We start from the raw sequence: 19,909 nt of genomic DNA, 5'->3' as shown, positions 1-19,909 counted from the left end.
GGGGCTACTCTCCCTTCGCCGGAATGCGTTCGGTCCAGACGATCTCCTGGTCCACGGACGAGAAGACGCCTTCGTCGCGGTTGAACTTCTTCAACCAGTCGTAGTAGCCGACGTAGTGCAGGAACGACTCGTTGCTCGTGGTGTTGCGCAGCTTGTACTCGACGACCAGGGAGCCGTCGGGGTCCTGGCCCTTGACCGCGTAGTTCAGGTTGTACGAACCGGTGAACGCCTCTCCCAGGTGGTCCTCGTCCCCGGTGACGATCGCGGGCAGGTCCGTGGTGACGAGCTTCTCCAGCGCGCCCAGCTTGCCGCTCTCCGAGATCGAGTACGCCACGCTGCCCTCGGGCTGCCCCGTGTTCTGCCACTGCTGCAGCGTGTCCAGCCGCAGCTTCTTCATGCTCTCGCTGGACCGGATCAGCTCGGTCAGCTCGTCGCCGCTGTGGTACTCGCGGTGCCGGGGGCCGTCGCCGGTCACCCAGTCCCAGCCGAGCGAGTACGGGTCGTCCGAACTCGTGCCCGGGTAGGGGTCCTTGTTCTGCATGGCGAGACCGAGCGCGTTGTACTCGTCCTCCCCGATCCCGCCGGTGTGGTCGATGTCCTTGAACCTGGGGTTGTCGTTGAACCACTGGCCGAGGCCGAGGTCCGACACCAGGCTGAAGGCGAGGTCGCGGTCGGCCGCGACACCGCGCTTCAGGATCTGCGCGATCTCGTGCTGCGCCGCCTCGATGATCTTGTCGTCGTCCTTGGTGGTGTCGACCTTGCAGACACCGACGACGTCGGTGGACACGGTCCCGTCCGAGCCGATGGAGAGCCCCTTGTCCGTGGCCCGCCCAACGGCGTCCCTGAGATCGCGCTGGGCGGCCTTCAGATCGCCCACCGCGTCCTGGACCACGCGCTGCGCCGCGTCCGCCACGGCAGCGGCGTCCTCCAGCTGCCGCTGGATGTCGTCGATCATCTTCCAGGCGTACGGGGCCGCGGCCCCTTCCCAGTAGCCCTTGTTGCGCAACGGCGCGAGGACCTCGTCGTGCATCTGCTTGCCGAGACCCTTGATCTTGCCGTGGATGCTCTTCCAGCGGTCCGCCAGATCGTCCAGGACCGTGAGATCCGCGCCCATCAGGGCCTGGTAGAAGGTGATCGCCATCAGTAGTCCTCCAGCGCCGAGCGGACCCGCACCTGCCGCGCCGACTCCTCGACGGCGGCGTCGGTCTTCTTGTAGGTGCCGTCGGTCGACCGCAGGCTCTCGGCGATGTGGGCCAGCCATGCCGTGACCGTGCCGGCCTGCCGCTCCCACTGCCGGTGGGCCAGCCGGATGGCCGGCGCCGACTCCATGCCCGCCAGCTCGCGCACGGCCTCCAGCGCCGGCTCCTCCAGGGTGGCGGCCGGCTTGTAGAAGGCGTCGTAGATGTCGTCCACGTGCCCGGCGGCCGTCTTCAGCACCGACGGGGCGATCTTCAGCCGGTCTCCCGGCCTGCCGGACTTCCCCGGCGGCTTGATCACGCCGGGCGGATCCGGCTGGAGCGGCGGCCGGTCCAGCGGGTCCACGGTGCTGCCGGCGGGCGGGGCCGTGTAGTGCCCCTCCCAGCCCGGAAGGATGCCGTGCCGCCTGATCTCGTCCGGCGACAGTGGCAGTTCCGACTGGTCCGGTTCCGGCAGCTTGCCGTCGGCCTGTACGCCTTTGCGTTCGCTCACGAGCGGTCCCCCGAAGGCCCGGGCGGCCATGCGACCGGGCCGTGTTCTCACATCTCTTTTCCTGCACGATCGTTGTGGTGCAGGGCCAGGTAATCATGATCCGTACCGCAACTGCGAAGTGGCGGGTGAAAACTGCGTGAGCGCGCCCCGGCGATGTCGTAGCGTGCCCCCATGACGACGACAGCCGCCGCCACCGACGCCGAAGGATCCGGAGCCCACCCGCGGTTCGCCGAGGCGCTGCGCGCGCTCGGCCTGGACGAGGTGCTCGCGCGCACGCGGCGCTTCCCGGAGGCCACCCGGACCGCCGCCGAGGCCGCCGCCGCGATCGGGTGCGAACTGAGCCAGATCTGCAAGTCGTTGGTCTTCGCCGCCGACGGGGTCCCGGTGCTGGTGCTGATGGACGGGGCCTCACGCGTGGACGTGGAGCGGGTACGGCGGGAACTGGGCGCGGAGAAGGTCACCCGGGCCGACGCCGCTGTCGTGCGCGAGACCACCGGTTACGCCATCGGCGGCGTACCGCCCTTCGGGCACCGCACCCGCACCCGGGTGCTCGCCGACCGCTCCCTGCTCGCGCACGACACGGTGTGGGCGGCGGCCGGAACCCCCCACACCGTCTTCCCGATCGAGCCGGAGGACCTCCTCACCCACGCCGGTGCCGCACTGGTGGACGTGCGCGAGCGGACCGCGTGACGCCGCTGGTGGCCGGAGCCGTCCTGGCCGCGGCGGTCACCCATGCCAGCTGGAACGCCATCGCCCACCGCATCACCGACAAACTGGTCGGGTTCACGCTGATCCTGGCCGGCGGGGTGCTCATCGGCCTGCTGCTGGCGCCGTTCACGGCGTTCCCGGCGGCGCGCGCATGGCCGTACCTGCTCGTCTCGGCCGCCGTCCACATCGTCTACGTCCTGCTGCTGATGACGTCGTTCCGGCTCGGGGACTTCGGGCAGGCCTATCCGATCGCCCGGGGCAGCGCCCCGCTGGTGGTCACCGTGTTCGCGGCCGTCTTCGCGCACGAGGTGCCCGGAACCTGGGGCGCCGCCGGCATCGTGCTGTGCTGCACCGGCCTGACCGGCGTCGCCCTGTGGGGGCTGCGCGGGCACCGGCCGCAGTGGGCGGCGATCGGGGCCGCGCTCGCGACGGGGCTGTCCATCGCCTCCTACACGGTCATCGACGGGCTCGGCGTACGCGCCTCCGGCTCGCCGCTCGGCTACACCGGCTGGCTGATGGCGGTGCAGGGCGTGGCGATCCCGGCGTACGCCGTCTGCTTCCGCTGGGGGCGCGCGTCGGTGGCCGTGCTGCGCCCTTTCGCCGCCCTCGGGCTGCTGGGTGCGGCGCTGTCCGTCTGCGCGTACGGCCTGGTGCTGTGGGCGCAGACCCGCGCCGAACTCGCCCCCGTGGCCGCGCTGCGCGAATCCTCGATCATCGTCGGCGCGGCCATAGGCGCCCTGTTCTTCAAGGAGCGTTTCGGCGCGCCCCGCATCGCGGCGGCGGGCCTGCTGGTCGTGGGCATCGGACTGATGCTGCACACGGGCTGATGCCGCACACGGGCGGTGCCGCCCACGTGCTGATGCCGCACGCCGGGTGACTGTACGAAAAGCCGAACCAAGGAGCCGTCATGACCGACAAACCGACCGTCAGCGTCCTGGGCACGGGCATCATGGGAGCCGCCATGGCCCGCAATCTGTGCCGCGCCGGACTGCCCGTGCGGGCCTGGAACCGTACGCGCGACAAGGCCGAACCCCTGGCCGCCGAGGGCGCCCGGGTCACCGAGACGCCCGCCGAGGCCGTCGAGGGCGCCGACGTCGTCCTGACCATGCTCTACGACGGTGGCGCCGTCCTGGAGGTCATGCGCGAGGCCGCGCCGGCGCTGCGTCCGGGAACCGTGTGGGCGCAGTGCACCACCGCCGGGATCGAACTGACCCCTTACCTCGCCGCCTTCGCCCGCGACCACGGCCTGGTCTTCTACGACGCCCCCGTCCTCGGCACCCGCGAGCCGGCCGAGGCGGGCCTGCTGACCGTGCTGGCGGCCGGGCCGGAGGAGGGCCGGGAGACGGTCACGCCGGTGTTCGACGCGGTCGGCGCCCGCACCGTGTGGACCGGCGAGGACGGCGCGGCCGGCAGCGCCGGCCGGCTGAAGCTGGTCGCCAACAGCTGGGTCCTCGCGGCCACCGCGGCGACCGGTGAGGTACTGGCCCTGTCCCGGGCCCTCGGCGTCGACCCGCAGCGCTTCTTCGACGTGATCGAGGGCGGCCCGCTCGACATGGGGTACCTGCGCGCCAAGGCGGCCCTGGTGCTGGAGGGCCGGCTGTCCCCGCCGTCGTTCGCGGTGGCCACCGCGGAGAAGGACGCCCGGCTCATCGTCGAGGCGGGCGAGCAGGGCGGCGTACGGCTCGACATCGCCGCGGCCACCGCCGAACGCCTCGCCCGCGCGGCGGCCCAGGGGCACGCGGACAAGGACATGGCCGCCGCGTACTTCGCGAGCTTCGACGACGGCGAGCAGGCCGGCTGAGGCAACCGTGCCGGAGCCGATGTGCCGTTCCGGGTGTGGGGGAGCACCCTGGAATCAGCAGTCTTCGGAGGTGATCGTCATGATGCACACCGCTGTGGGATGGCACGTCGAACTCGAATTCCAGGAGGATGATCAGCACACGCGCGCGGTGGCGCTGCTGCGCCTGCCCGACGGCAGCGAGGTACGGGCGCACGGGCACGCCACCCGGCACCACATCGACCCCAACCAGCCACGAGTGGGCGAGGAGATAGCGGGGGCCCGTGCTCTCAACGAACTGGCCATGCAGCTGCTGACCAAGGCCCACACGGAGATCGACGAGGTGTCCGGCCGGACCTCGCATCCGATCAACGTGTGAGCCGTCGGCGGGGAAGCAGTCGGCGGGTCAGCGGTCAGCGGGTGAGAGGGCGCAGCGCGCGTACCAGTGCCTGCGCCCGCGGGTCCGCCGTCACGCTCTTGTGGAAGCCGTTGGTGACATAGCCGAAGGCGATTCCCGTCTCCGGGTCGGCGAACGCGAGCGCGCCGCCGCGGCCCGGGTGGCCGAAGGAGGCGGGGGTCAGCAGGGGGGAGGCGCTGCCGTGCAGCATGTAGCCGAGGCCGAAGCGGGTGCCCACGACCAGCACCCGGTCCGCTCCGGCGGACTGCTCGCCCCGGGCCAGTTCCATGGTGTCCGCGGTGAACAGGCGGCGGCCGCCGTCCACTTCGCCGATGAGGGAGGCGTAGAAGCGGGCCAGGCCGTCGGCGGTGGCGATGCCGTTGGAGGCGGGCAGCTCGGCGGCCCGGTAGACCGGGTCGTTCTCGTCCGGGAGCGGGGTGAGCGCGGCGAAGGCGCGGCGGGTGAGGGAGTCCGGGTCGGCGTAGGCGTCGGCGACCGACCGCTTGGGGCGGGTTCTCAGCGCGCCGGCCGACTGCGGGGGCTGCACCGGACCGACTCGGCCCGCGCGCGACTGCTCCGCCTCCGGCAGCCCGAGCCACAGCTCGGCGCCGACGGGTGCGGCGATCTCGGTGGCTATCCACTCGCCGATGGTGCGTCCGGTGATCCGCCGGACCAGCTCGCCGGTGAGCCAGCTGTAGGTCTGCGCGTGGTAGCCGTGGTCCGTGCCCGGTTCCCACACCGGCGCCTGCGCCGCCACGGCCGCCGCGCCGAGGTCGGGGTCGGCGGCCTCCGCAGGCGTCAGCGGGCGGTCCAGCACGGGCACGCCCGCGCGGTGCGCGAGCAGGTGCCGGACGAGGGTGTGTTCCTTGCCGGCGGTCTTGTACTCCGGCCAGTACGCGCCGACCGGGGCGTCCAGGTCCAGCTCGCCGCGCTGGTGCAGGAGCAGCAGTGCGGCGGCGGCGACGCCCTTGGTCGCGGAGCGCACGACCTGCGCGGTGCCGTGCTCCCAGGGCGCGGTGCCGTCCACGTCCTTGGTTCCGGCCCACAGGTCGACGACCTTGTGCCCGTCGCGGTACACGGCGACAGCGGCGCCCCGCTCCCCGAGCAGCGCGAAGTTCGCCGCGAACGCCTCCCTGACCGGTTCGAAGCCCTCGGCCACCACGCCGTTCACGTCCACGTCCGCTCATCCCCTCAGCTTGCCTTCGACAGCGGGTGCAACACCCACTGTCGGCCTGGGATTCCTTTGCCGCACTACCCGAGGAGGATCGTTACATCGATGTTGCCGCGGGTCGCGTTCGAGTACGGGCACACCTCGTGCGCGGCGTCCACCAGCTGCGCCGCGATCTCCCGGTCCAGGACCGGCAGGGAGACGCTCAGGGCGACCGCGAGGCCGTAGCCGCGGTGCCGGTTCGGGCCGATGCCGACCTTCGCGGCGACCGTCGAGCCGGTGAGGTCGTAGCCCGCGCGGTTGCCGACCAGGATCAGGGCGTTGTGGAAGCAGGAGGCGTAGCCGGCGGCGAACAGCTGCTCCGGATTGCTGCCGTTGCCGTCCCCGCCCAGCTCCGGCGGCATGGCGACCTTCAGCTCGATCCGGCCGTCCTGGCTGGTGACATAGCCGCTGCGGCCGCCGTGGGCGGTGGCCTCGGCGACGTACATGATCTTCGTCGGACGGGTGTCGGCACCGGTGCCGACCGCGGTGGCGTCGCTCAAGACTGCCCTCCCAGATCAAGTGGCGCACAAGTACATCGTGCACAAGGTACTGGCTGGTAGGAAGGCTCTGTCATCGGGGTGGCACTCGGGGGCGGGCGGGGGATCGGGCGCGGGATCAGGGGCGGGTGGCAGCTGCGGGATCGGGCGCGGGATCAGGGGCGGTCGGAGGCCGCGTCGGCGCGCTCGGTGAGTTGCCACAGCGCCTCGCGCAGCCGCGCCACCTCCTGCGCACCCAGCCCCGTCGTGGTGAGCAGGGCGCCGGGCACGCGCGCCGCGCGCTCCCGTAGTTCCTCCCCGCGCCCGGTGCAGGCCACGAGCACCGAGCGCTCGTCGTTCGCCGCGCGCTCCCTGCGCACCAGACCCGCCCCCTCCAGCCGCTTCAGCAGCGGCGACACGGTGCCGTAGTCCAGGCGCAGGGCGCGGGCCAGCTCCTTCACGCTGGTCTCGCCGCGCTCCCACAGCACGAGCAGGACCAGGTACTGCGGGTAGGTGAGCCCGAGATCGTCCAGCAGCGGACGGTATGCGGCGGTCACGGCGCGCTGTGCGGCGTACAGCGCGAAGCACAGCTGGTCGTCCAGCAGCAGCGACCCGGCGGCCCCGTCGCGGTGCCGGTCGTCTCGGTCCTCTTCAGGCGTCACGCGCCCATTGTCACGGACTTCGGGGCGAAGCCGAAGGGCAGCTCCAGGCGGTGGGTCCGCATCAGCTCCTCGTCGCACAGCAGCTCGCCGGTCGGGGCGTCCGCCGCGATCACGCCCTCGCTGAGGACCAGGGAGCGCGGGCACAGCTCCAGGGCGTACGGCAGGTCGTGCGTGACCATGAGCACCGTGACGTCCAGGGAGCGCAGGATGTCGGCGAGCTCGCGCCGGGAGGCCGGGTCCAGGTTGGAGGACGGCTCGTCCAGCACGAGGATCTCCGGTTCCATCGCGAGCACCGTCGCCACCGCGACCCGTCGGCGCTGCCCGAAGGAGAGGTGGTGCGGCGGGCGGTCCGCGAAGTCCAGCATGCCGACCCGCTCCAGGGCGGTGCGCACCCGCTCCTGCAGGGCCGTGCCCCGGATCCCGGCCGCCGCCGGACCGAACGCCACGTCCTCCCGCACCGTCGGCATGAACAGCTGGTCGTCGGGGTCCTGGAAGACGATGCCGACCTTCTGCCGGATCTCGGCCATGTGCCGCTTGCCGACCGGCAGCCCGGCCACGGTCACCGTGCCGCTGCCGCCGCTCAGGATGCCGTTGAGGTGCAGCACGAGGGTGGTCTTGCCGGCGCCGTTCGGGCCGAGCAGCGCGACGCGTTCGCCGCGCGCGATGCGGAAGTCCACGCCGAACAGGGCCTGGTGGCCGTCGGGGTAGGCGAAGGCGAGGCCGGAGACCTCCAGGGAGGCGGGTGCGGGTGCGGTCACAGGATCCATCCCAACAGGCAGACGAGGAGGGCGCAGAAGGGGAGCGCGAGGGCGTACGACCACTGGGCGCGCGAGGCGGTGACCTCGTCGATGACCGGCATCGAACCGGCGTACCCGCGGCTCACCATGGCCAGGTGCACCCGCTCCCCGCGCTCGTAGGAGCGGATGAACAGCGCGCCCGCGGACTTGGCGAGCACGCCCCAGTGGCGTACGCCGCGCGCCTCGAAGCCGCGCGACTCGCGGGCGATCCGCATCCGGCGCATCTCGTCGGTGATGACGTCGCCGTAGCGGATCATGAAGGAGGCGATCTGCACGAGCAGCGGCGGCAGCTTCAACCGCTGGAGCCCGAGCAGCAGTTCGCGCAGTTCGGTGGTGGCGGCCAGCAGCACGGACACGGCGACGCCGAGGGTGCCCTTGGCGAGCACGTTCCAGGCGCCCCACAGTCCGCCGACGCTCAGCGACAGGCCGAGCACCTGCACCCGCTCGCCCTGGGCGACGAACGGCATCAGCACCGCGAACGCCACGAACGGCACCTCGATCAGCAGCCGCTTGAGCAGGAAACCGGCGGGCACGCGCGCCTGGCGGGCGACCGATGCGAGCAGGACGGCGTACAGCGCGAACGCCCACACCGCCTCGCGCGGGGTGGAGACGACGACCACCACGAAGGCGAAGGCGGCGGCGAGTTTGGTGTGCGGCGGCAGGGCGTGCACGGGGGAATGGCCGTGCCGGTAGAGCCGGTGTGCGTGTCCCGCTCCCATGTCACAGACCCGTTCCGGCCGGGGACACGTCGTCCGTGCGTCGTCTGCGCACCGCCCAGAACACCGCGCTGCCCGCGACGACCGTGACGCCGACGCCGATCACCCCTGCCAGACCGCGCGACACCCGGGCGCCGGAGACGTCCTTGACGCCGTAGCCGGCGAGCGGGGAGCCGTCGCTCGCATGCGGGTGAGCCTTCTTGTCGATGCCCTTGTCGTGGGCGACCTTCATCAGGCCGTCCGGGTCGGCGGAGGCGTAGAAGCTCACGAACCCGGCGAGCACCAGGGAGGCGACCAGCCCGCCGAGCCACAGCGTGCGCCGGGAGGCGCGCACCGCCACGGGTGCCCCGGCAGAGGGCGGAGCGTCCACGAGTTCGCCGTTCACGCGCAGTTTGAGGCGCTGGTGCAGGCCGCGCGCGCCGTGCACCAGGTCCGGGCGTACGGCGACGACCGCGCTCACCGTGAGCGCGGTGATCACGGCCTCGCCGATGCCGATCAGGACGTGGACGCCGATCATCGCGGTGGCCACCTTGCCGAGGGCGACGTCCGTCGTGCCGCCGATCGCGTACAGGAGTGTGAAGGTGACGGCGGCGGCCGGCACGGAGACCAGCGCGGCGACGAAGGAGGCGACGTTGACCGAGCGCCGCTTGCGGGGCAGGACGGCGAGCAGCGCCCGGAAGACGGCGTACGAGACGACCGTGGTGACGATCGCCATGTCGGTGATGTTGACGCCGAGCGCGGTCAGCCCGCCGTCGGCGAACAGCACGCCCTGCATGAGCAGTACGACCGACACGCAGAGCACGCCGGTGAAGGGCCCGACCAGGATCGCGGCGAGCGCCCCGCCGAGCAGATGGCCGCTCGTTCCGGCCGCGACGGGGAAGTTGAGCATCTGGACGGCGAAGATGAACGCCGCCACCAGACCGGCCAGCGGCGCTGTCTTCTCATCGAGTTCGCGGCGGGCGCCGCGCAGGCTCACGGCGAGCGCGCCGGCGGCGGCCACGCCGGTGACGGCGGAGGTGGGGGCGTCGATGAATCCGTCGGGTACGTGCACGGTCCGATCTTAGACGCTTGTTGCGAGTCTTTTGCAATAACTAGTCGTTCGCCAGGTCGGTGGCCGGAGCGGTTTCCGGGCGGCGCGAATCGGAAAATATGCGACATTGGTAGCAGCGGATGCACTGCATGACCTGCACGACTTTCGCACGCGTCACGCAGCGTGAAAGGGTGTACCGATGTCCGTAGTCGAACAGACCGCCCGTGCCCACATCGTCACGGACGAGGAGGACCCGGGGGCCGTATCCGTGGTGCTGCGGTACGACCCCGACATCGATCCCCGGTCGGTACGGGTCGGGCTGCCGGGGCCGCACGAGTGGACGTTCTCCCGCGCGTTGCTCGAACGGGGACTGCGGGTACCCGCCGAGAGCGGGGACGTACGCGTGTGGCCGTGCGGACGGGTACAGGCCGTCGTGGAGTTCCACTCCGCGCAGGGCGTCGAGGTGGTGCAGTTCGAGTCGAAGGCGCTGCTGAGATTCCTGCGCCGTACGTACACGGCGAAGCCGGTACGGACCTGATCAGCCGCCCATCCTCAGCAGGGCCGCCACGATCGGGCCGGCCGTGTCGCCGCCGTGGCCGCCCGCCTGCACCACGCCCGCGGCCGCGAGGTCGCCCCGGTAGGCGGTGAACCAGCCGTTGGGCTTCTTCTGCCCGTCGACCTCGGCCGAGCCGGTCTTGGCACCCACGTCACCACCCAGGCCCGCCATCGCCTTGGCGGCCGTGCCGTACGCCGCCGTGTACCGCATGACCTCCTTCACCTGGGCCTGCGTCGTGGAGGACATCGTGCGCGAGGCCTTCGCCAGGGTGCGGTGGTCCACCGACGCGGACACCAGGTAGGGCTGGTGGAAGACGCCCGCCTCCACCGTCGCCGCCACCGACGCGATGTTCAGCGGGTTCATCCGCACCCCGCCCTGCCCGATCAGCGAGGCGCCCATCTGCGCGCCGCTCTGCACCGGGACGGAGCCGTCGAACGAGGGCACGCCGATGGCCCAGTTGTTCATGCCCAGGCCGTAGACCTCCTGGGCCTCCCGCGTCAGATCGCTGTTGGACAGCTTCGGCGCGAAGTTGATGAAGGCGTTGTTGCAGGAGGCCCCGAAGCTCTGCTCGAACGTGCCCTTCTTGATCTCGGAGTCCGCGTCGTTGTGGAACGTCCAGCCGGCGAGCTTGTACTTCTTGGGGCACGGGTGGGAGGCGCCCGGGGTGACGAGCTTCTTCTCGAACAGCATCGTCGACGTCACGATCTTCATCGTGGAGCCGGGAGCGAGGGAGCCCTGGAAGGCCACGTTGAAGCCGTGCTCGCTGTTGGCGACCGCGAGGATCTCGCCGGTCGAGGGCCGCAGGACGACGACGGCGGCGCGCGCCCGCCGCCCCACCTGCCGCTCGGCCTCCGCCTGGAAGGCGGGGCTCAGCGTGGTCTTCACCGTGCCCGGCGTGCCCTTGCTCAGCTCCAGCAGCGTCTTGTCGGACAGCTTCGCCGCCCTCGACGCCCTGCCGCGCACCACGCGCAGCTCGACGCCCGCCCTGCCGCCGGCCTGCTTGCCGAACTTCTCCCGCAGCCCGTCCAGCACCGTGCCCAGCGACGGGTACTTCGCGGCGGTCAGCACGCCCCCGTCGCGATCCAGCGCGGTGACGGGCGGGGCGCCGGACTCCCCGGTGACGAGCGTGTCACCGTCCTTCAGATCCGGGTGGACGACGGAGGAGTGCCAGCGGACCACCGGCATGCCGTCGCTCGACCGCCGCACCACGGTGAGCGAACTGTCGTAGGCCAGCGGCTTGCTGATGCCCTTGTAGGCCACCGTGGCCTTGACGGCGAACGGGACCTTGGCGCCGGTGGCCACGGCCGGGGTGAGCGTGACGCCCTTCAGACGGGCGTCCTTGGAGACGCCGGTGAGCAGTGCCGAGGCGGCGGACGGGTCGTCGGTGGCGGAGGCCGCATCGGCGGCACGGCCCTGCTGCCAGGCGGTCAGAAAGCGCGCGGAGGCGGTGCGGACCTCGGTGGCGGTGAGCGGGCCGGTCTTAATCTCTTTGTGGTCGGCCGTGGTGGCCGTCTCCTCGGCGGAGGCCCCGCCGTCGTAGAGCACGTAGACGCCGAACCCGGCACCGGCGACGACGGCGGCGATCATCCCGCCGAGCACGGCGGGTCTGGTCTTCCGTCTCTCGGCGACACGTCTTCTCTTGCCCACAGCCTCAGTCCTCCGCGCTCTCCCCAGGGTCCCCGCAGCCCTCGCACTCCTCAACGTCGGCACTCACCCTAAAGTCCTCGGCCCGGAGGGAAACATCGGCCCGGGATTCGTAGCACGCCTGCGACATTCGACCGGCAGCCGGACGGCGGCACGCCGACCTGTCCCGCTACACCCAGGTGTCCAGCCACATCCGCGACCGCCACGAGTCGATCGGGATCGCGGTGCCCGTGTACAGCGGCCAGAAGTAGATGAAGTTCCAGGCGATCAGCAGGACCAGCACGCCCGCCGTGGACGCGCCGAGTACCCGGCGGGTCTCGCTGGAACCCGCCGGGCCGATGACGGCGCCGATCAGCATCGCCACCGCGAGGCACAGGAACGGCACGAAGACGACCGCGTAGAACAGGAAGATGGTCCGCTCCTGGTAGTGGAACCAGGGCAGATAGCCCGCCGCGATCCCGCAGGCGATGGCGCCCGCCCGCCAGTCGCGGCGCAGCAGCCAGCGCCACAGGACGTACAGGATCGCGAGGCAGGCAGCCCACCACAGCAGCGGGGTGCCGATCGCCAGCACCTCCCGGGCGCACTTCTGGCCGGCGTCGGCCGGGCAGCCGTCGGTGCCGGGGGAGGGTGACTCGTAGAAGTACGACACCGGGCGGCCCAGCACGATCCAGCTCCACGGGTTGGACTGGTAGGTGTGCGGGGACGTGAGCCCGACGTGGAACTTGTACACCTCGTGCTCGTAGTGCCACAGGCTGCGCAGCCAGTCCGGCAGGAAGGTCCAGTGCCCGCCCTTGCCGTCGGTGGCGGCCCAGTTGCGGTAGTAGCCGCCGGTGCCGTCGGCCGGGGAGAGGATCCAGCCCGTCCAGGAGGCGAGGTAGACGCCGACGGCGACCTGGGTCATGGCCACATAGGTGATGACCGCGTCGGCCCAGAACAGGCCGGGGAAGCGGCGTCGGGCGCCGGCCACCTTGCGGGCGCTGACGTCCCACACGACGGCCATCACGGCGAAGGCGATCAGGAAGTACAGGCCGTTCCACTTCGTGCCGATCGCGAGGCCCATCAGTACGCCTGCCGCCCAGCGCCAGGGGCGCCACCCGAGCCACGTGGTCTCCGCGACGTGCGCGTCGGGGCGGACCCGGCCGTCCGCGTCGACCGGCAGCGCGGCGGCCAGTCTCGCGCGCGCCTTGTCCCGGTCGATGAGCAGACAGCCGAACGCCGCCAGCACGAAGAACATCAGCACGCCGTCGAGCAGCGAGGTCCGGCTCATCACGAAGTGCAGCCCGTCCACGGCCATCAGCGCGCCCGCCAGGCAGCCGAGGAAGGTGGAGCGGAACATACGGCGCCCGATCCGGCACAGCAGGAGCACGCTCAGTGTCCCCAGCAGCGCCGTCATGAACCGCCAGCCGAACGGGTCGAACCCGAACATCAGCTCGCCGAGCCCGATCACGTACTTGCCGACCGGCGGGTGCACCACGTACGCCGCGTCCGAGGGGATCGTGAGATGCCCGTGTGTCTGCAGGACCGAGTCGTTGGCGTTCTTGTCCCAGTTGACCTCGAAGCCCCGGTGGACCAGCGCCCAGGCGTCCTTCGCGTAGTACGTCTCGTCGAATATCACCGCACGCGGACTGCCCAGGTTGTAGAACCGCATCAGGCCCGCCATCAGCGTCACCAGCAGCGGCCCGCCCCAGCCCGACCAGCGCGTGATCCGCTCGGCCAGGGCCGGCGGCACGCCCAGCACCTGCCACAGCCGGGGGCTCGGCTTCGCATACGGCGGCACGAGCCGCTCCCGTACGTCGCCCACGGGCGCCCCGTCGGCCGGTGCGTAGCCGAATCGGCGCAGCCGCTGCTGCCACGACGGCCGCTGGTCGTGCGGTGCCTGGCCCTGCCGGAGGTCCGTGGAGGACGCGGTACTGGTCACCGCGCCATCGTAGGGAACCCTTCTGTGTGAGTCCCGTGCATAGGGCGTACGAGGCGGGGTGCGTTGCGTTCCGGCGCCGCTGCGAGGCTCTCCCGCGGCCTGGGAGGATGGGGGCGTGACTGGAACCCTTGTCCTGGCAGGTACCCCCATCGGTGACATCGCGGACGCGCCGCCCCGGCTGGCCGAAGAGCTGGCGGGCGCCGACGTCGTGGCCGCCGAGGACACCCGGCGGCTGCGCCGGCTCACCCAGGCGCTGGGGGTGACGCCCAAGGGCCGCGTGGTGTCGTACTTCGAGGGCAACGAGGCCGCCCGCACCCCCGAACTGGTCGAGGAACTGCTCGGCGGCGCCCGCGTGCTCCTGGTGACCGACGCCGGGATGCCGTCGGTCTCCGACCCCGGGTACCGACTGGTCGCGGCTGCCGTCGACAAGGACGTCCGCGTCACCGCCGTGCCCGGCCCCTCCGCCGTCCTCACCGCGCTCGCCCTGTCCGGGCTGCCCGTCGACCGCTTCTGCTTCGAGGGCTTCCTGCCGCGCAAGGCGGGCGAGCGGCTCTCCCGGCTGCGGGAGGTCGCCGCCGAGCGGCGGACCCTGGTCTACTTCGAGGCCCCGCACCGGCTGGACGACACCCTCGCCGCCATGGCCGAGGTCTTCGGCGCCGACCGGCGCGCCGCCGTGTGCCGGGAGCTGACCAAGACGTACGAGGAGGTGCGGCGGGGCCCGCTCGGCGAACTGGCGAGCTGGGCCGCCGAGGGGGTGCGCGGGGAGATCACCGTCGTGGTCGAGGGCGCCGGGGAGGCGGGGCCGGAGGAACTGGACGACGCCGAGCTGGTGCGCCGGGTCCGCGTGCGCGAGGAGGCCGGGGAGCGGCGCAAAGAGGCGATCGCTGCGGTGGCGGTGGAGGCGGGGGTGCCGAAGCGGGTGGTGTTCGACGCGGTGGTCGCGGCGAAGCGCGCCGGGGAGTGACGTACGCAGACGCTCTGAGCAGGGGCATTCTCGTGTGAGCGTGCGCCCCATGTGACGGCAAAAGCGCGGGGCCGTTTCGGCAAGGAAGGCTCAAAACGGCTCCAACACTCGACAGGACTGCTGCGTTCGCGGTGGTGAAGGCGTCCACTGGTCGAAGGGACGCACCCGTCCCTTGTCCAGCGGACAAGAGGAGCTGGCATGAGTGAGATCGCAGGACAGACCGGCCACCGCGGTACCGCCACCGCCGTCGTTCACGAGTCGTACGCGTTCGCCTGCATGCGCTGCGGGCACGGCTGGGAGCAGTCGTACGAGATAGAGCACCACACGGACGCCGACGGCAAGGAGTTCGTGGTGTACGTGGCCGACGGCCGCATCGTGCCGTCCCCGCTGAGCCGGCCCGTGTGCCACAACTGTGACGGCCACGTGGTACGCATCATGCGCGCGGGGCAGGTGTCCTCCGTACGCAGCGCGGTGGGGGTCGCGGAGCAGGCCAAGGAGCACCACCACTGGCACCTGTCCGATCTCCTGCATCCCTTCCAGCGCAAGGCACACTGAGCGGATCACCGGCGTCCGAGGGCATGCCGCTTCCGTAGGATCGGAACATGTCTTCGAACGCCGGCCGCACCTCCAAGGACGCCAAGGACGCCAAGGGCTCCAAGGGCTCCAGGGACTCCAAGGACGAAAAGAACGCGGCGCCGCCGCTCCCCGCCCCCCTGCGGGTGCCCGTGGCCGACTCCCACACCCACCTCGACATGCAGTCCGGCACGGTCGAGGAGGGCCTGGCCAAGGCCGCTTCGGTGGGCGTGACGACCGTCGTCCAGGTCGGCTGCGACGTCAAGGGCTCGCAGTGGGCGGCGCAGACCGCCGCCGCGTACGGCAACGTCCACGCGGCCGTCGCCCTGCACCCCAATGAGGCTCCGCGCATCGTCCATGGCGACCCCGACGGGTGGTCCCGGCAGGGGGCTCGTGAGCCCGGTGGTCATGCCGCGCTGGACGAGGCCCTCGCCGAGATCGACCGGCTCGCCGCGCTGCCCCACGTCAAGGGCGTCGGCGAGACCGGCCTCGACTTCTTCCGCACCGGGCCCGAGGGCATGGCCGCCCAGGAGCGGTCCTTCCGCGCCCACATCGAGATCGCCAAGCGGCACGACAAGGCCCTCGTCATCCACGACCGTGACGCCCACGCCGACGTCCTGCGCATCCTGAAGGAGGAGGGCGCCCCCGCGCGCACCGTCTTCCACTGCTACTCCGGCGACGCCGACATGGCCGAGATCTGCGCCCGCGAGGGCTACTTCATGTCCTTCGCCGGCAACGTCACCTTCAAGAACGCCCAGAACCTGCGAGACGCCCTCGCCGTCGCCCCGCTGGAACTCGTCCTGGTGGAGACCGACGCGCCGTTCCTCACCCCGGCGCCGTACCGCGGACGGCCCAACGCGCCGTATCTCGTACCGGTCACGGTGCGCGCCATGGCCGCCGTGCGCGGCATTGACGAAGACGAGCTGGCAGGAGCCCTGGGCGCCAACACGGCCCGCGCCTTCGGCTACTGAGCGCCACTGTACGTAGCCGCGCCGCTTTGGAGAGTGACGGCCGCTCCGCTAGGTTCTGGGGGCCCGATCCGGACCCCTCTGGCCTTCTGGAGCGTGTCGGCGTGAGCAAGTCGCCGTACGAGACGTACCTGTACCAGGACCCCTGCCGCCCCGCCTACGAGTCCGCGGCGACGCTGCCGCTGCCGGGACAGGCGGGCACGGGCAGCGAAGACGGCACGGGCGGGCGGGGCACGCACCGGCGCAGGACGCGCCACCCCGAGCGCCCGGAGTCCGCCGTGCGCCGTCTGCTGCCGCAGGCGCTGGTCGTGGCCTTCCTGGCCGGGGGGACCACGGCGTTCGTCGCCAAGGACAAGGCGGTCGAGCTGAGCGTCGACGGCAGGACCCGCATGCTGCACACCTTCGCCGACGACGTGAGCGAGCTGCTCGCCGAGGAGGGCGTGCACGTGGGCGCGCACGACATGGTCGCGCCCGGCCCCGGCGCGGCGCTCGCCAGCGGCGACGAGATCGGCGTGCGCCACGGGCGTCCCCTGCGGCTCACCCTGGACGGCGAGCGGCGCGAGGTGTGGACGACGGCGCGCACGGTGGAAGGGGCGCTCCAAGAGCTGGGGGTGCGCGCGCAGGGCGCGCACCTGTCGGCCTCGCGCTCCCGGAGCATCGGACGTGCCGGGCTCGCCCTCGACGTGCGCACCGAGCGCGTCGTCACGATCATGGCGGACGGCCGCAGCCGGACCATCCGCACCAACGCCGCCACCGTCCGCGAGGCGGTCGCGGACGCCGGGATCACCCTGCACGGCCAGGACATCACCTCCGTGCCGCCGGACAGCTTCCCGCGCGACGGGCAGACGGTGACCGTGCTGCGGGTGACCGGCAGCCGGGAGGTCCGCGAGGAGCAGATCCCCTTCGAGGTCGAACGGACCGACGACCCCTCCCTCTTCAAGGGCACAGAAGTCGTCGAACAGTCCGGGCGGCCCGGCCTGCGCCGGATCACCTATCTGCTGCGCACCGTCAACGGCGTGCGGCAGAAGCCTCGCCAGGAGCGGTCCGAGGTGGTGCGCCGGCCGCGCAAGCAGCTGATCAGGGTGGGTGCCAAGCCGCTGCCCCCCTCGGTGCACGGCGTCGACCACCTCAACTGGCAGAGCCTCGCCGTCTGCGAGTCCGGCGGCCGCCCCCACGCCGTCGACCCCTCGGGCACGTACGGCGGGCTCTACCAGTTCGACACCCCCACCTGGCACAGCCTCGGCGGCAGCGGGCGCCCGCAGGACGCCCCGGCGCAGGAGCAGACGTTCCGCGCGAAGAAGCTGTACCTGCAACGGGGGGCGGCCCCCTGGCCGCACTGCGGGGCGCGGTTGCACTCCTGAAACCCGCCCCGCCCCAGCCGGGGCGCAGGGCACCTGGCGATCCCGCCCGGTTCACACCCGTACCCTTGTCCCGTGAGCAGCCCCACCCCCGACGCCCTCCTCGGCCCCGCCGACATCCGTGAGCTCGCGGCAGCGCTCGGTGTCCGCCCCACCAAGCAGCGCGGTCAGAACTTCGTGATCGACGCCAACACGGTCCGCCGTATCGTCCGCACCGCCGAGGTCCGCCCCGAGGACGTGGTCGTCGAGGTCGGGCCGGGGCTCGGCTCCCTCACCCTCGCGCTGCTGGAGGCCGCCGACCGGGTCACCGCCGTCGAGATCGACGACGTCCTGGCCGCTGCGCTGCCCACGACCATCGGGGCGCGCATGCCGGAGCGGGCCGACCGGTTCGCGCTCGTCCACTCCGACGCGATGCACGTCACCGAACTGCCCGGCCCCCCGCCTACGGCGCTGGTGGCGAACCTCCCCTACAACGTCGCCGTGCCCGTGCTGCTGCACATGCTCGACACGTTCCCCAGCATCGAGCGGACGCTCGTGATGGTGCAGTCCGAGGTCGCCGACCGGCTCGCCGCCGCGCCCGGCTCCAAGGTGTACGGCGTGCCGTCCGTGAAGGCCAACTGGTACGCCGAGGTGAAGCGGGCCGGCGCCATCGGACGCAATGTCTTCTGGCCCGCGCCGAACGTCGACAGCGGGCTCGTCTCCCTCGTCCGGCGGGCCGAGCCGATCAAGACGACGGGCTCCAAGCGGGAGGTCTTCGCCGTCGTCGACGCGGCGTTCGCCCAGCGCCGCAAGACCCTGCGGGCCGCCCTCGCGGGCTGGGCCGGATCCGCGGCGGCGGCCGAGGCGGCCCTGGTCGCCGCCGGGGTCTCGCCGCAGGCGCGCGGCGAGTCGCTGACGGTGGAGGAATTCGCGCGGATCGCCGAACACAAGGGAACGCAGGGAGAGCGGTAAGTGAGCGTCACGGTACGGGTACCGGCCAAGGTCAACGTCCAGCTAGCCGTCGGCGCCGCCCGCCCGGACGGCTTCCACGACCTCGCCAACGTCTTCCTCGCCGTCGGCCTGTACGACGAGGTCACCGTCGCCCCGGCCGACGAACTGCGCGTCACCTGCGAGGGCCCGGACGCCGCTCAGGTCCCCCTGGACCGCACCAACCTCGCCGCCCGTGCCGCCCTCGCGCTCGCCGAGCGCCGGGGCGTCGAACCGGCCGTGCACATCCACATCGCCAAGGACATCCCGGTCGCCGGCGGCATGGCGGGCGGCAGCGCGGACGGCGCCGGGGCGCTGCTCGCCTGCGACACGCTGTGGGGTACGGGTGCCTCCCGCGACGAACTCCTCGCGCTCTGCGCCGACCTGGGCAGCGACGTACCGTTCAGCCTGGTGGGCGGGGCCGCCCTCGGAGTGGGGCGCGGCGAGCGGCTCACCACCCTCGACGTCGGCGGCACCTTCCACTGGGTGTTCGCGATGGCCGACCGCGGACTGTCGACCCCGGCGGTCTTCCGGGAGTTCGACCGGCTGGCGCAGGGACGGGACATCCCGGAGCCGACGGCATCGCCCGAGGTACTGGAGGCGCTCGCGAAGGGTGACCCCGAAGCGCTGGCCGCGGTTGTCTCCAACGATCTCCAGCCCGCGGCGCTGTCCCTGTTCCCTGAGCTGGCCGACACGCTGGACGCGGGGCGCGGGGCCGGTGCGCTCGCCGCGCTCGTGTCCGGCTCGGGGCCGACGACGGCGTTCCTCACGCGGGATGCCGAGTCGGCGCAGAAGGTGGCGGCCGTGCTGCGGGCGTCCGGGAGGTGCCGGTCGGTGCGGACGGCGCAGGGGGCGGTGGCGGGGGCGACGGTGGTCTGAAGGGCTCAGTACTGGCCGATGGCGGTCAGGTCGATGTCGATGTCGTACGGAACGCCGACCTTGACGTGGTCGTGGTAGATGCCGGTCAGCGCGTAGGTACCAGTGGCCTCGCCGCGTTCGTACACCTGGACGACAGGGTGGTTGTCCTGGCCCGCCATGTCGACCAGCCAGAAGTGGGGGATACCGGCCGCGGCGTACTTGTGTGGTTTGGTGTCGCGGTCCCGGGCCTCGGAGTCCGGTGAGACCACCTCCACGGCGAGCAGGACGTCGCCCGCCTCGAATCGGGTCTGACACAGGCCGGTGACGGCTGCGGCACGGACCACGGAGATGTCCGGTTCCGGGCCGTTGCGCCGGTCCAACACCACTGTCATCTCACATGCGACCTTGAAGTCGGACGGCACGGTGCTGCGCAGCCCGTTCGCCAGAAGGTGGATCGTGGCGAAGTGGAAGTAGCGCTGCGGGCTCACGAAAACCAGGCTCCCGTCGATCAGCTCGGTGTGCGGCGGGAGATCCGGCAAGGTGAACAGGTCGTCCACGGTGTAGCCGTCCGGGGGCGGCACCGGCCAGTGGCGACGGTGCTCTACGGACTCGGCGGCGGTCATGGTTCCTCCCATGGACGGG

General features: G+C 71.9%; 22 protein-coding genes. 11 read left to right on the top strand and 11 right to left on the bottom strand.

Annotated features, from left to right (window positions below; all coding sequences use genetic code 11):
* Window positions 1-4: 4 nt before the first annotated feature.
* On the bottom strand, window positions 5-1,141 hold the full coding sequence (locus tag K7G59_RS25655) for a hypothetical protein (RefSeq protein WP_225838130.1): 1,137 nt from the start codon (window positions 1,139-1,141) through the stop codon (window positions 5-7).
* Window positions 1,141-1,689 carry a hypothetical protein gene (locus K7G59_RS25650; RefSeq protein WP_225838128.1) on the bottom strand — a complete coding sequence of 183 codons (549 nt, stop codon included), beginning with the start codon at window positions 1,687-1,689 and terminating at the stop codon, window positions 1,141-1,143. The genes K7G59_RS25655 and K7G59_RS25650 overlap by 1 nt, the downstream gene beginning before the upstream one ends.
* 171 nt (window positions 1,690-1,860) lie before the next feature.
* Between K7G59_RS25650 and K7G59_RS25645 the strand changes: the two genes are divergently transcribed.
* The 4 genes from K7G59_RS25645 (at window position 1,861) to K7G59_RS25630 (ending at window position 4,553) form a co-directional block, all read left to right on the top strand.
* Window positions 1,861-2,379 carry a YbaK/EbsC family protein gene (locus K7G59_RS25645; RefSeq protein WP_225838126.1) on the top strand — a complete coding sequence of 173 codons (519 nt, stop codon included), beginning with the start codon at window positions 1,861-1,863 and terminating at the stop codon, window positions 2,377-2,379.
* The gene (locus K7G59_RS25640) at window positions 2,376-3,224 is read left to right on the top strand and encodes a DMT family transporter (RefSeq protein ID WP_225838125.1); all 849 of its coding nucleotides are present in this window, start codon (window positions 2,376-2,378) and stop codon (window positions 3,222-3,224) included. Before K7G59_RS25645 ends, K7G59_RS25640 begins: the two co-directional genes overlap by 4 nt.
* Before the next feature lie 80 nt (window positions 3,225-3,304).
* Entirely contained in the window at window positions 3,305-4,198 is an 894-nt protein-coding gene (locus tag K7G59_RS25635) for an NAD(P)-dependent oxidoreductase (protein ID WP_225838123.1), read from the top strand.
* A 79-nt stretch (window positions 4,199-4,277) separates the two neighbouring features.
* Complete coding sequence (locus K7G59_RS25630) at window positions 4,278-4,553, top strand: DUF1876 domain-containing protein (RefSeq protein ID WP_225838121.1); 276 nt, start codon at window positions 4,278-4,280, stop codon at window positions 4,551-4,553.
* Window positions 4,554-4,587: 34 nt separating this feature from the next.
* On the opposite strand, the gene K7G59_RS25625 is transcribed toward K7G59_RS25630, so the two are convergent.
* From K7G59_RS25625 to K7G59_RS25600, 6 genes are all read right to left on the bottom strand, one after another.
* The gene (locus tag K7G59_RS25625; RefSeq protein WP_225838120.1) at window positions 4,588-5,748 is read right to left on the bottom strand and encodes a serine hydrolase domain-containing protein; all 1,161 of its coding nucleotides are present in this window, start codon (window positions 5,746-5,748) and stop codon (window positions 4,588-4,590) included.
* Between the two features lie 74 nt (window positions 5,749-5,822).
* The gene (locus K7G59_RS25620; RefSeq protein ID WP_225838182.1) at window positions 5,823-6,227 is read right to left on the bottom strand and encodes an organic hydroperoxide resistance protein; all 405 of its coding nucleotides are present in this window, start codon (window positions 6,225-6,227) and stop codon (window positions 5,823-5,825) included.
* Window positions 6,228-6,433: 206 nt separating this feature from the next.
* Window positions 6,434-6,919, bottom strand: coding sequence for a MarR family winged helix-turn-helix transcriptional regulator (locus K7G59_RS25615; protein WP_225838118.1), 486 nt, complete (start codon window positions 6,917-6,919; stop codon window positions 6,434-6,436).
* Complete coding sequence (locus K7G59_RS25610; protein WP_225838116.1) at window positions 6,916-7,686, bottom strand: energy-coupling factor ABC transporter ATP-binding protein; 771 nt, start codon at window positions 7,684-7,686, stop codon at window positions 6,916-6,918. Before K7G59_RS25610 ends, K7G59_RS25615 begins: the two co-directional genes overlap by 4 nt.
* Window positions 7,674-8,435, bottom strand: a complete 762-nt coding sequence (gene cbiQ / locus K7G59_RS25605; protein WP_225838114.1) for a cobalt ECF transporter T component CbiQ — start codon at window positions 8,433-8,435, stop codon at window positions 7,674-7,676. Before cbiQ ends, K7G59_RS25610 begins: the two co-directional genes overlap by 13 nt.
* 1 nt (window position 8,436) lies before the next feature.
* Complete coding sequence (locus K7G59_RS25600; RefSeq protein WP_225838112.1) at window positions 8,437-9,483, bottom strand: energy-coupling factor ABC transporter permease; 1,047 nt, start codon at window positions 9,481-9,483, stop codon at window positions 8,437-8,439.
* A 178-nt stretch (window positions 9,484-9,661) separates the two neighbouring features.
* Between K7G59_RS25600 and K7G59_RS25595 the strand changes: the two genes are divergently transcribed.
* Entirely contained in the window at window positions 9,662-10,000 is a 339-nt protein-coding gene (locus K7G59_RS25595; protein ID WP_225838110.1) for an SsgA family sporulation/cell division regulator, read from the top strand.
* Here K7G59_RS25595 and K7G59_RS25590 read toward each other — a convergent pair whose 3' ends face one another.
* Window positions 10,001-11,665: a penicillin-binding transpeptidase domain-containing protein gene (locus K7G59_RS25590; RefSeq protein WP_225838109.1), complete on the bottom strand. Its 1,665-nt coding sequence runs from the start codon at window positions 11,663-11,665 to the stop codon at window positions 10,001-10,003.
* Between the two features lie 166 nt (window positions 11,666-11,831).
* The gene (locus K7G59_RS25585; protein WP_225838108.1) at window positions 11,832-13,580 is read right to left on the bottom strand and encodes a dolichyl-phosphate-mannose--protein mannosyltransferase; all 1,749 of its coding nucleotides are present in this window, start codon (window positions 13,578-13,580) and stop codon (window positions 11,832-11,834) included.
* A gap of 115 nt (window positions 13,581-13,695) precedes the next feature.
* Here K7G59_RS25585 and rsmI point away from each other — a divergent pair, with 115 nt between their 5' ends.
* The 6 genes from rsmI to K7G59_RS25555 all read left to right on the top strand — a co-directional run bounded on the left by rsmI (window position 13,696) and on the right by K7G59_RS25555 (window position 19,288).
* Window positions 13,696-14,544, top strand: a complete 849-nt coding sequence (rsmI, locus tag K7G59_RS25580) for a 16S rRNA (cytidine(1402)-2'-O)-methyltransferase (RefSeq protein ID WP_225838107.1) — start codon at window positions 13,696-13,698, stop codon at window positions 14,542-14,544.
* 198 nt (window positions 14,545-14,742) lie between these two features.
* Window positions 14,743-15,099, top strand: coding sequence for a hypothetical protein (locus K7G59_RS25575; RefSeq protein ID WP_225838106.1), 357 nt, complete (start codon window positions 14,743-14,745; stop codon window positions 15,097-15,099).
* Between the two features lie 47 nt (window positions 15,100-15,146).
* Entirely contained in the window at window positions 15,147-16,088 is a 942-nt protein-coding gene (locus tag K7G59_RS25570) for a TatD family hydrolase (protein WP_225838105.1), read from the top strand.
* Between the two features lie 101 nt (window positions 16,089-16,189).
* Window positions 16,190-17,446, top strand: a complete 1,257-nt coding sequence (locus tag K7G59_RS25565; RefSeq protein WP_308295088.1) for a ubiquitin-like domain-containing protein — start codon at window positions 16,190-16,192, stop codon at window positions 17,444-17,446.
* Window positions 17,447-17,518: 72 nt separating this feature from the next.
* The gene (rsmA, locus tag K7G59_RS25560) at window positions 17,519-18,394 is read left to right on the top strand and encodes a 16S rRNA (adenine(1518)-N(6)/adenine(1519)-N(6))-dimethyltransferase RsmA (protein WP_225838104.1); all 876 of its coding nucleotides are present in this window, start codon (window positions 17,519-17,521) and stop codon (window positions 18,392-18,394) included.
* Window positions 18,395-19,288 carry a 4-(cytidine 5'-diphospho)-2-C-methyl-D-erythritol kinase gene (locus K7G59_RS25555; protein ID WP_225838103.1) on the top strand — a complete coding sequence of 298 codons (894 nt, stop codon included), beginning with the start codon at window positions 18,395-18,397 and terminating at the stop codon, window positions 19,286-19,288.
* Window positions 19,289-19,293: 5 nt separating this feature from the next.
* Here the strand turns inward: K7G59_RS25555 and K7G59_RS25550 are convergent, their stop codons facing one another.
* Window positions 19,294-19,902, bottom strand: coding sequence for a Uma2 family endonuclease (locus tag K7G59_RS25550; protein ID WP_225838101.1), 609 nt, complete (start codon window positions 19,900-19,902; stop codon window positions 19,294-19,296).
* Between the last annotated feature and the right edge of the window lie 7 nt (window positions 19,903-19,909).

The organism is Streptomyces sp. NK08204 (assembly GCF_020400585.1).
In the GTDB taxonomy this organism is placed as follows: domain Bacteria; phylum Actinomycetota; class Actinomycetes; order Streptomycetales; family Streptomycetaceae; genus Streptomyces.
The sequence above is the reverse complement of the archived record's forward strand: the minus strand, read 5'-3'. Positions and strand labels throughout refer to the sequence as shown.

Bases quoted from the DNA above. Each gene is read 5' to 3' on its own strand.
- K7G59_RS25655 (WP_225838130.1), bottom strand. From the start codon at position 1,141: ATGGCGATCACCTTCTACCAGGCCCTGATGGGCGCGGATCTCACGGTC.
- K7G59_RS25645 (WP_225838126.1), top strand. From the start codon at position 1,861: ATGACGACGACAGCCGCCGCCACCGACGCCGAAGGATCCGGAGCCCAC.
- K7G59_RS25635 (WP_225838123.1), top strand. From the start codon at position 3,305: ATGACCGACAAACCGACCGTCAGCGTCCTGGGCACGGGCATCATGGGA.
- K7G59_RS25630 (WP_225838121.1), top strand. From the start codon at position 4,278: ATGATGCACACCGCTGTGGGATGGCACGTCGAACTCGAATTCCAGGAG.
- K7G59_RS25620 (WP_225838182.1), bottom strand. From the start codon at position 6,227: ATGTACGTCGCCGAGGCCACCGCCCACGGCGGCCGCAGCGGCTATGTC.
- K7G59_RS25610 (WP_225838116.1), bottom strand. From the start codon at position 7,686: ATGGATCCTGTGACCGCACCCGCACCCGCCTCCCTGGAGGTCTCCGGC.
- cbiQ (WP_225838114.1), bottom strand. From the start codon at position 8,435: ATGGGAGCGGGACACGCACACCGGCTCTACCGGCACGGCCATTCCCCC.
- K7G59_RS25595 (WP_225838110.1), top strand. From the start codon at position 9,662: ATGTCCGTAGTCGAACAGACCGCCCGTGCCCACATCGTCACGGACGAG.
- K7G59_RS25575 (WP_225838106.1), top strand. From the start codon at position 14,743: ATGAGTGAGATCGCAGGACAGACCGGCCACCGCGGTACCGCCACCGCC.
- K7G59_RS25570 (WP_225838105.1), top strand. From the start codon at position 15,147: ATGTCTTCGAACGCCGGCCGCACCTCCAAGGACGCCAAGGACGCCAAG.
- K7G59_RS25550 (WP_225838101.1), bottom strand. From the start codon at position 19,902: ATGGGAGGAACCATGACCGCCGCCGAGTCCGTAGAGCACCGTCGCCAC.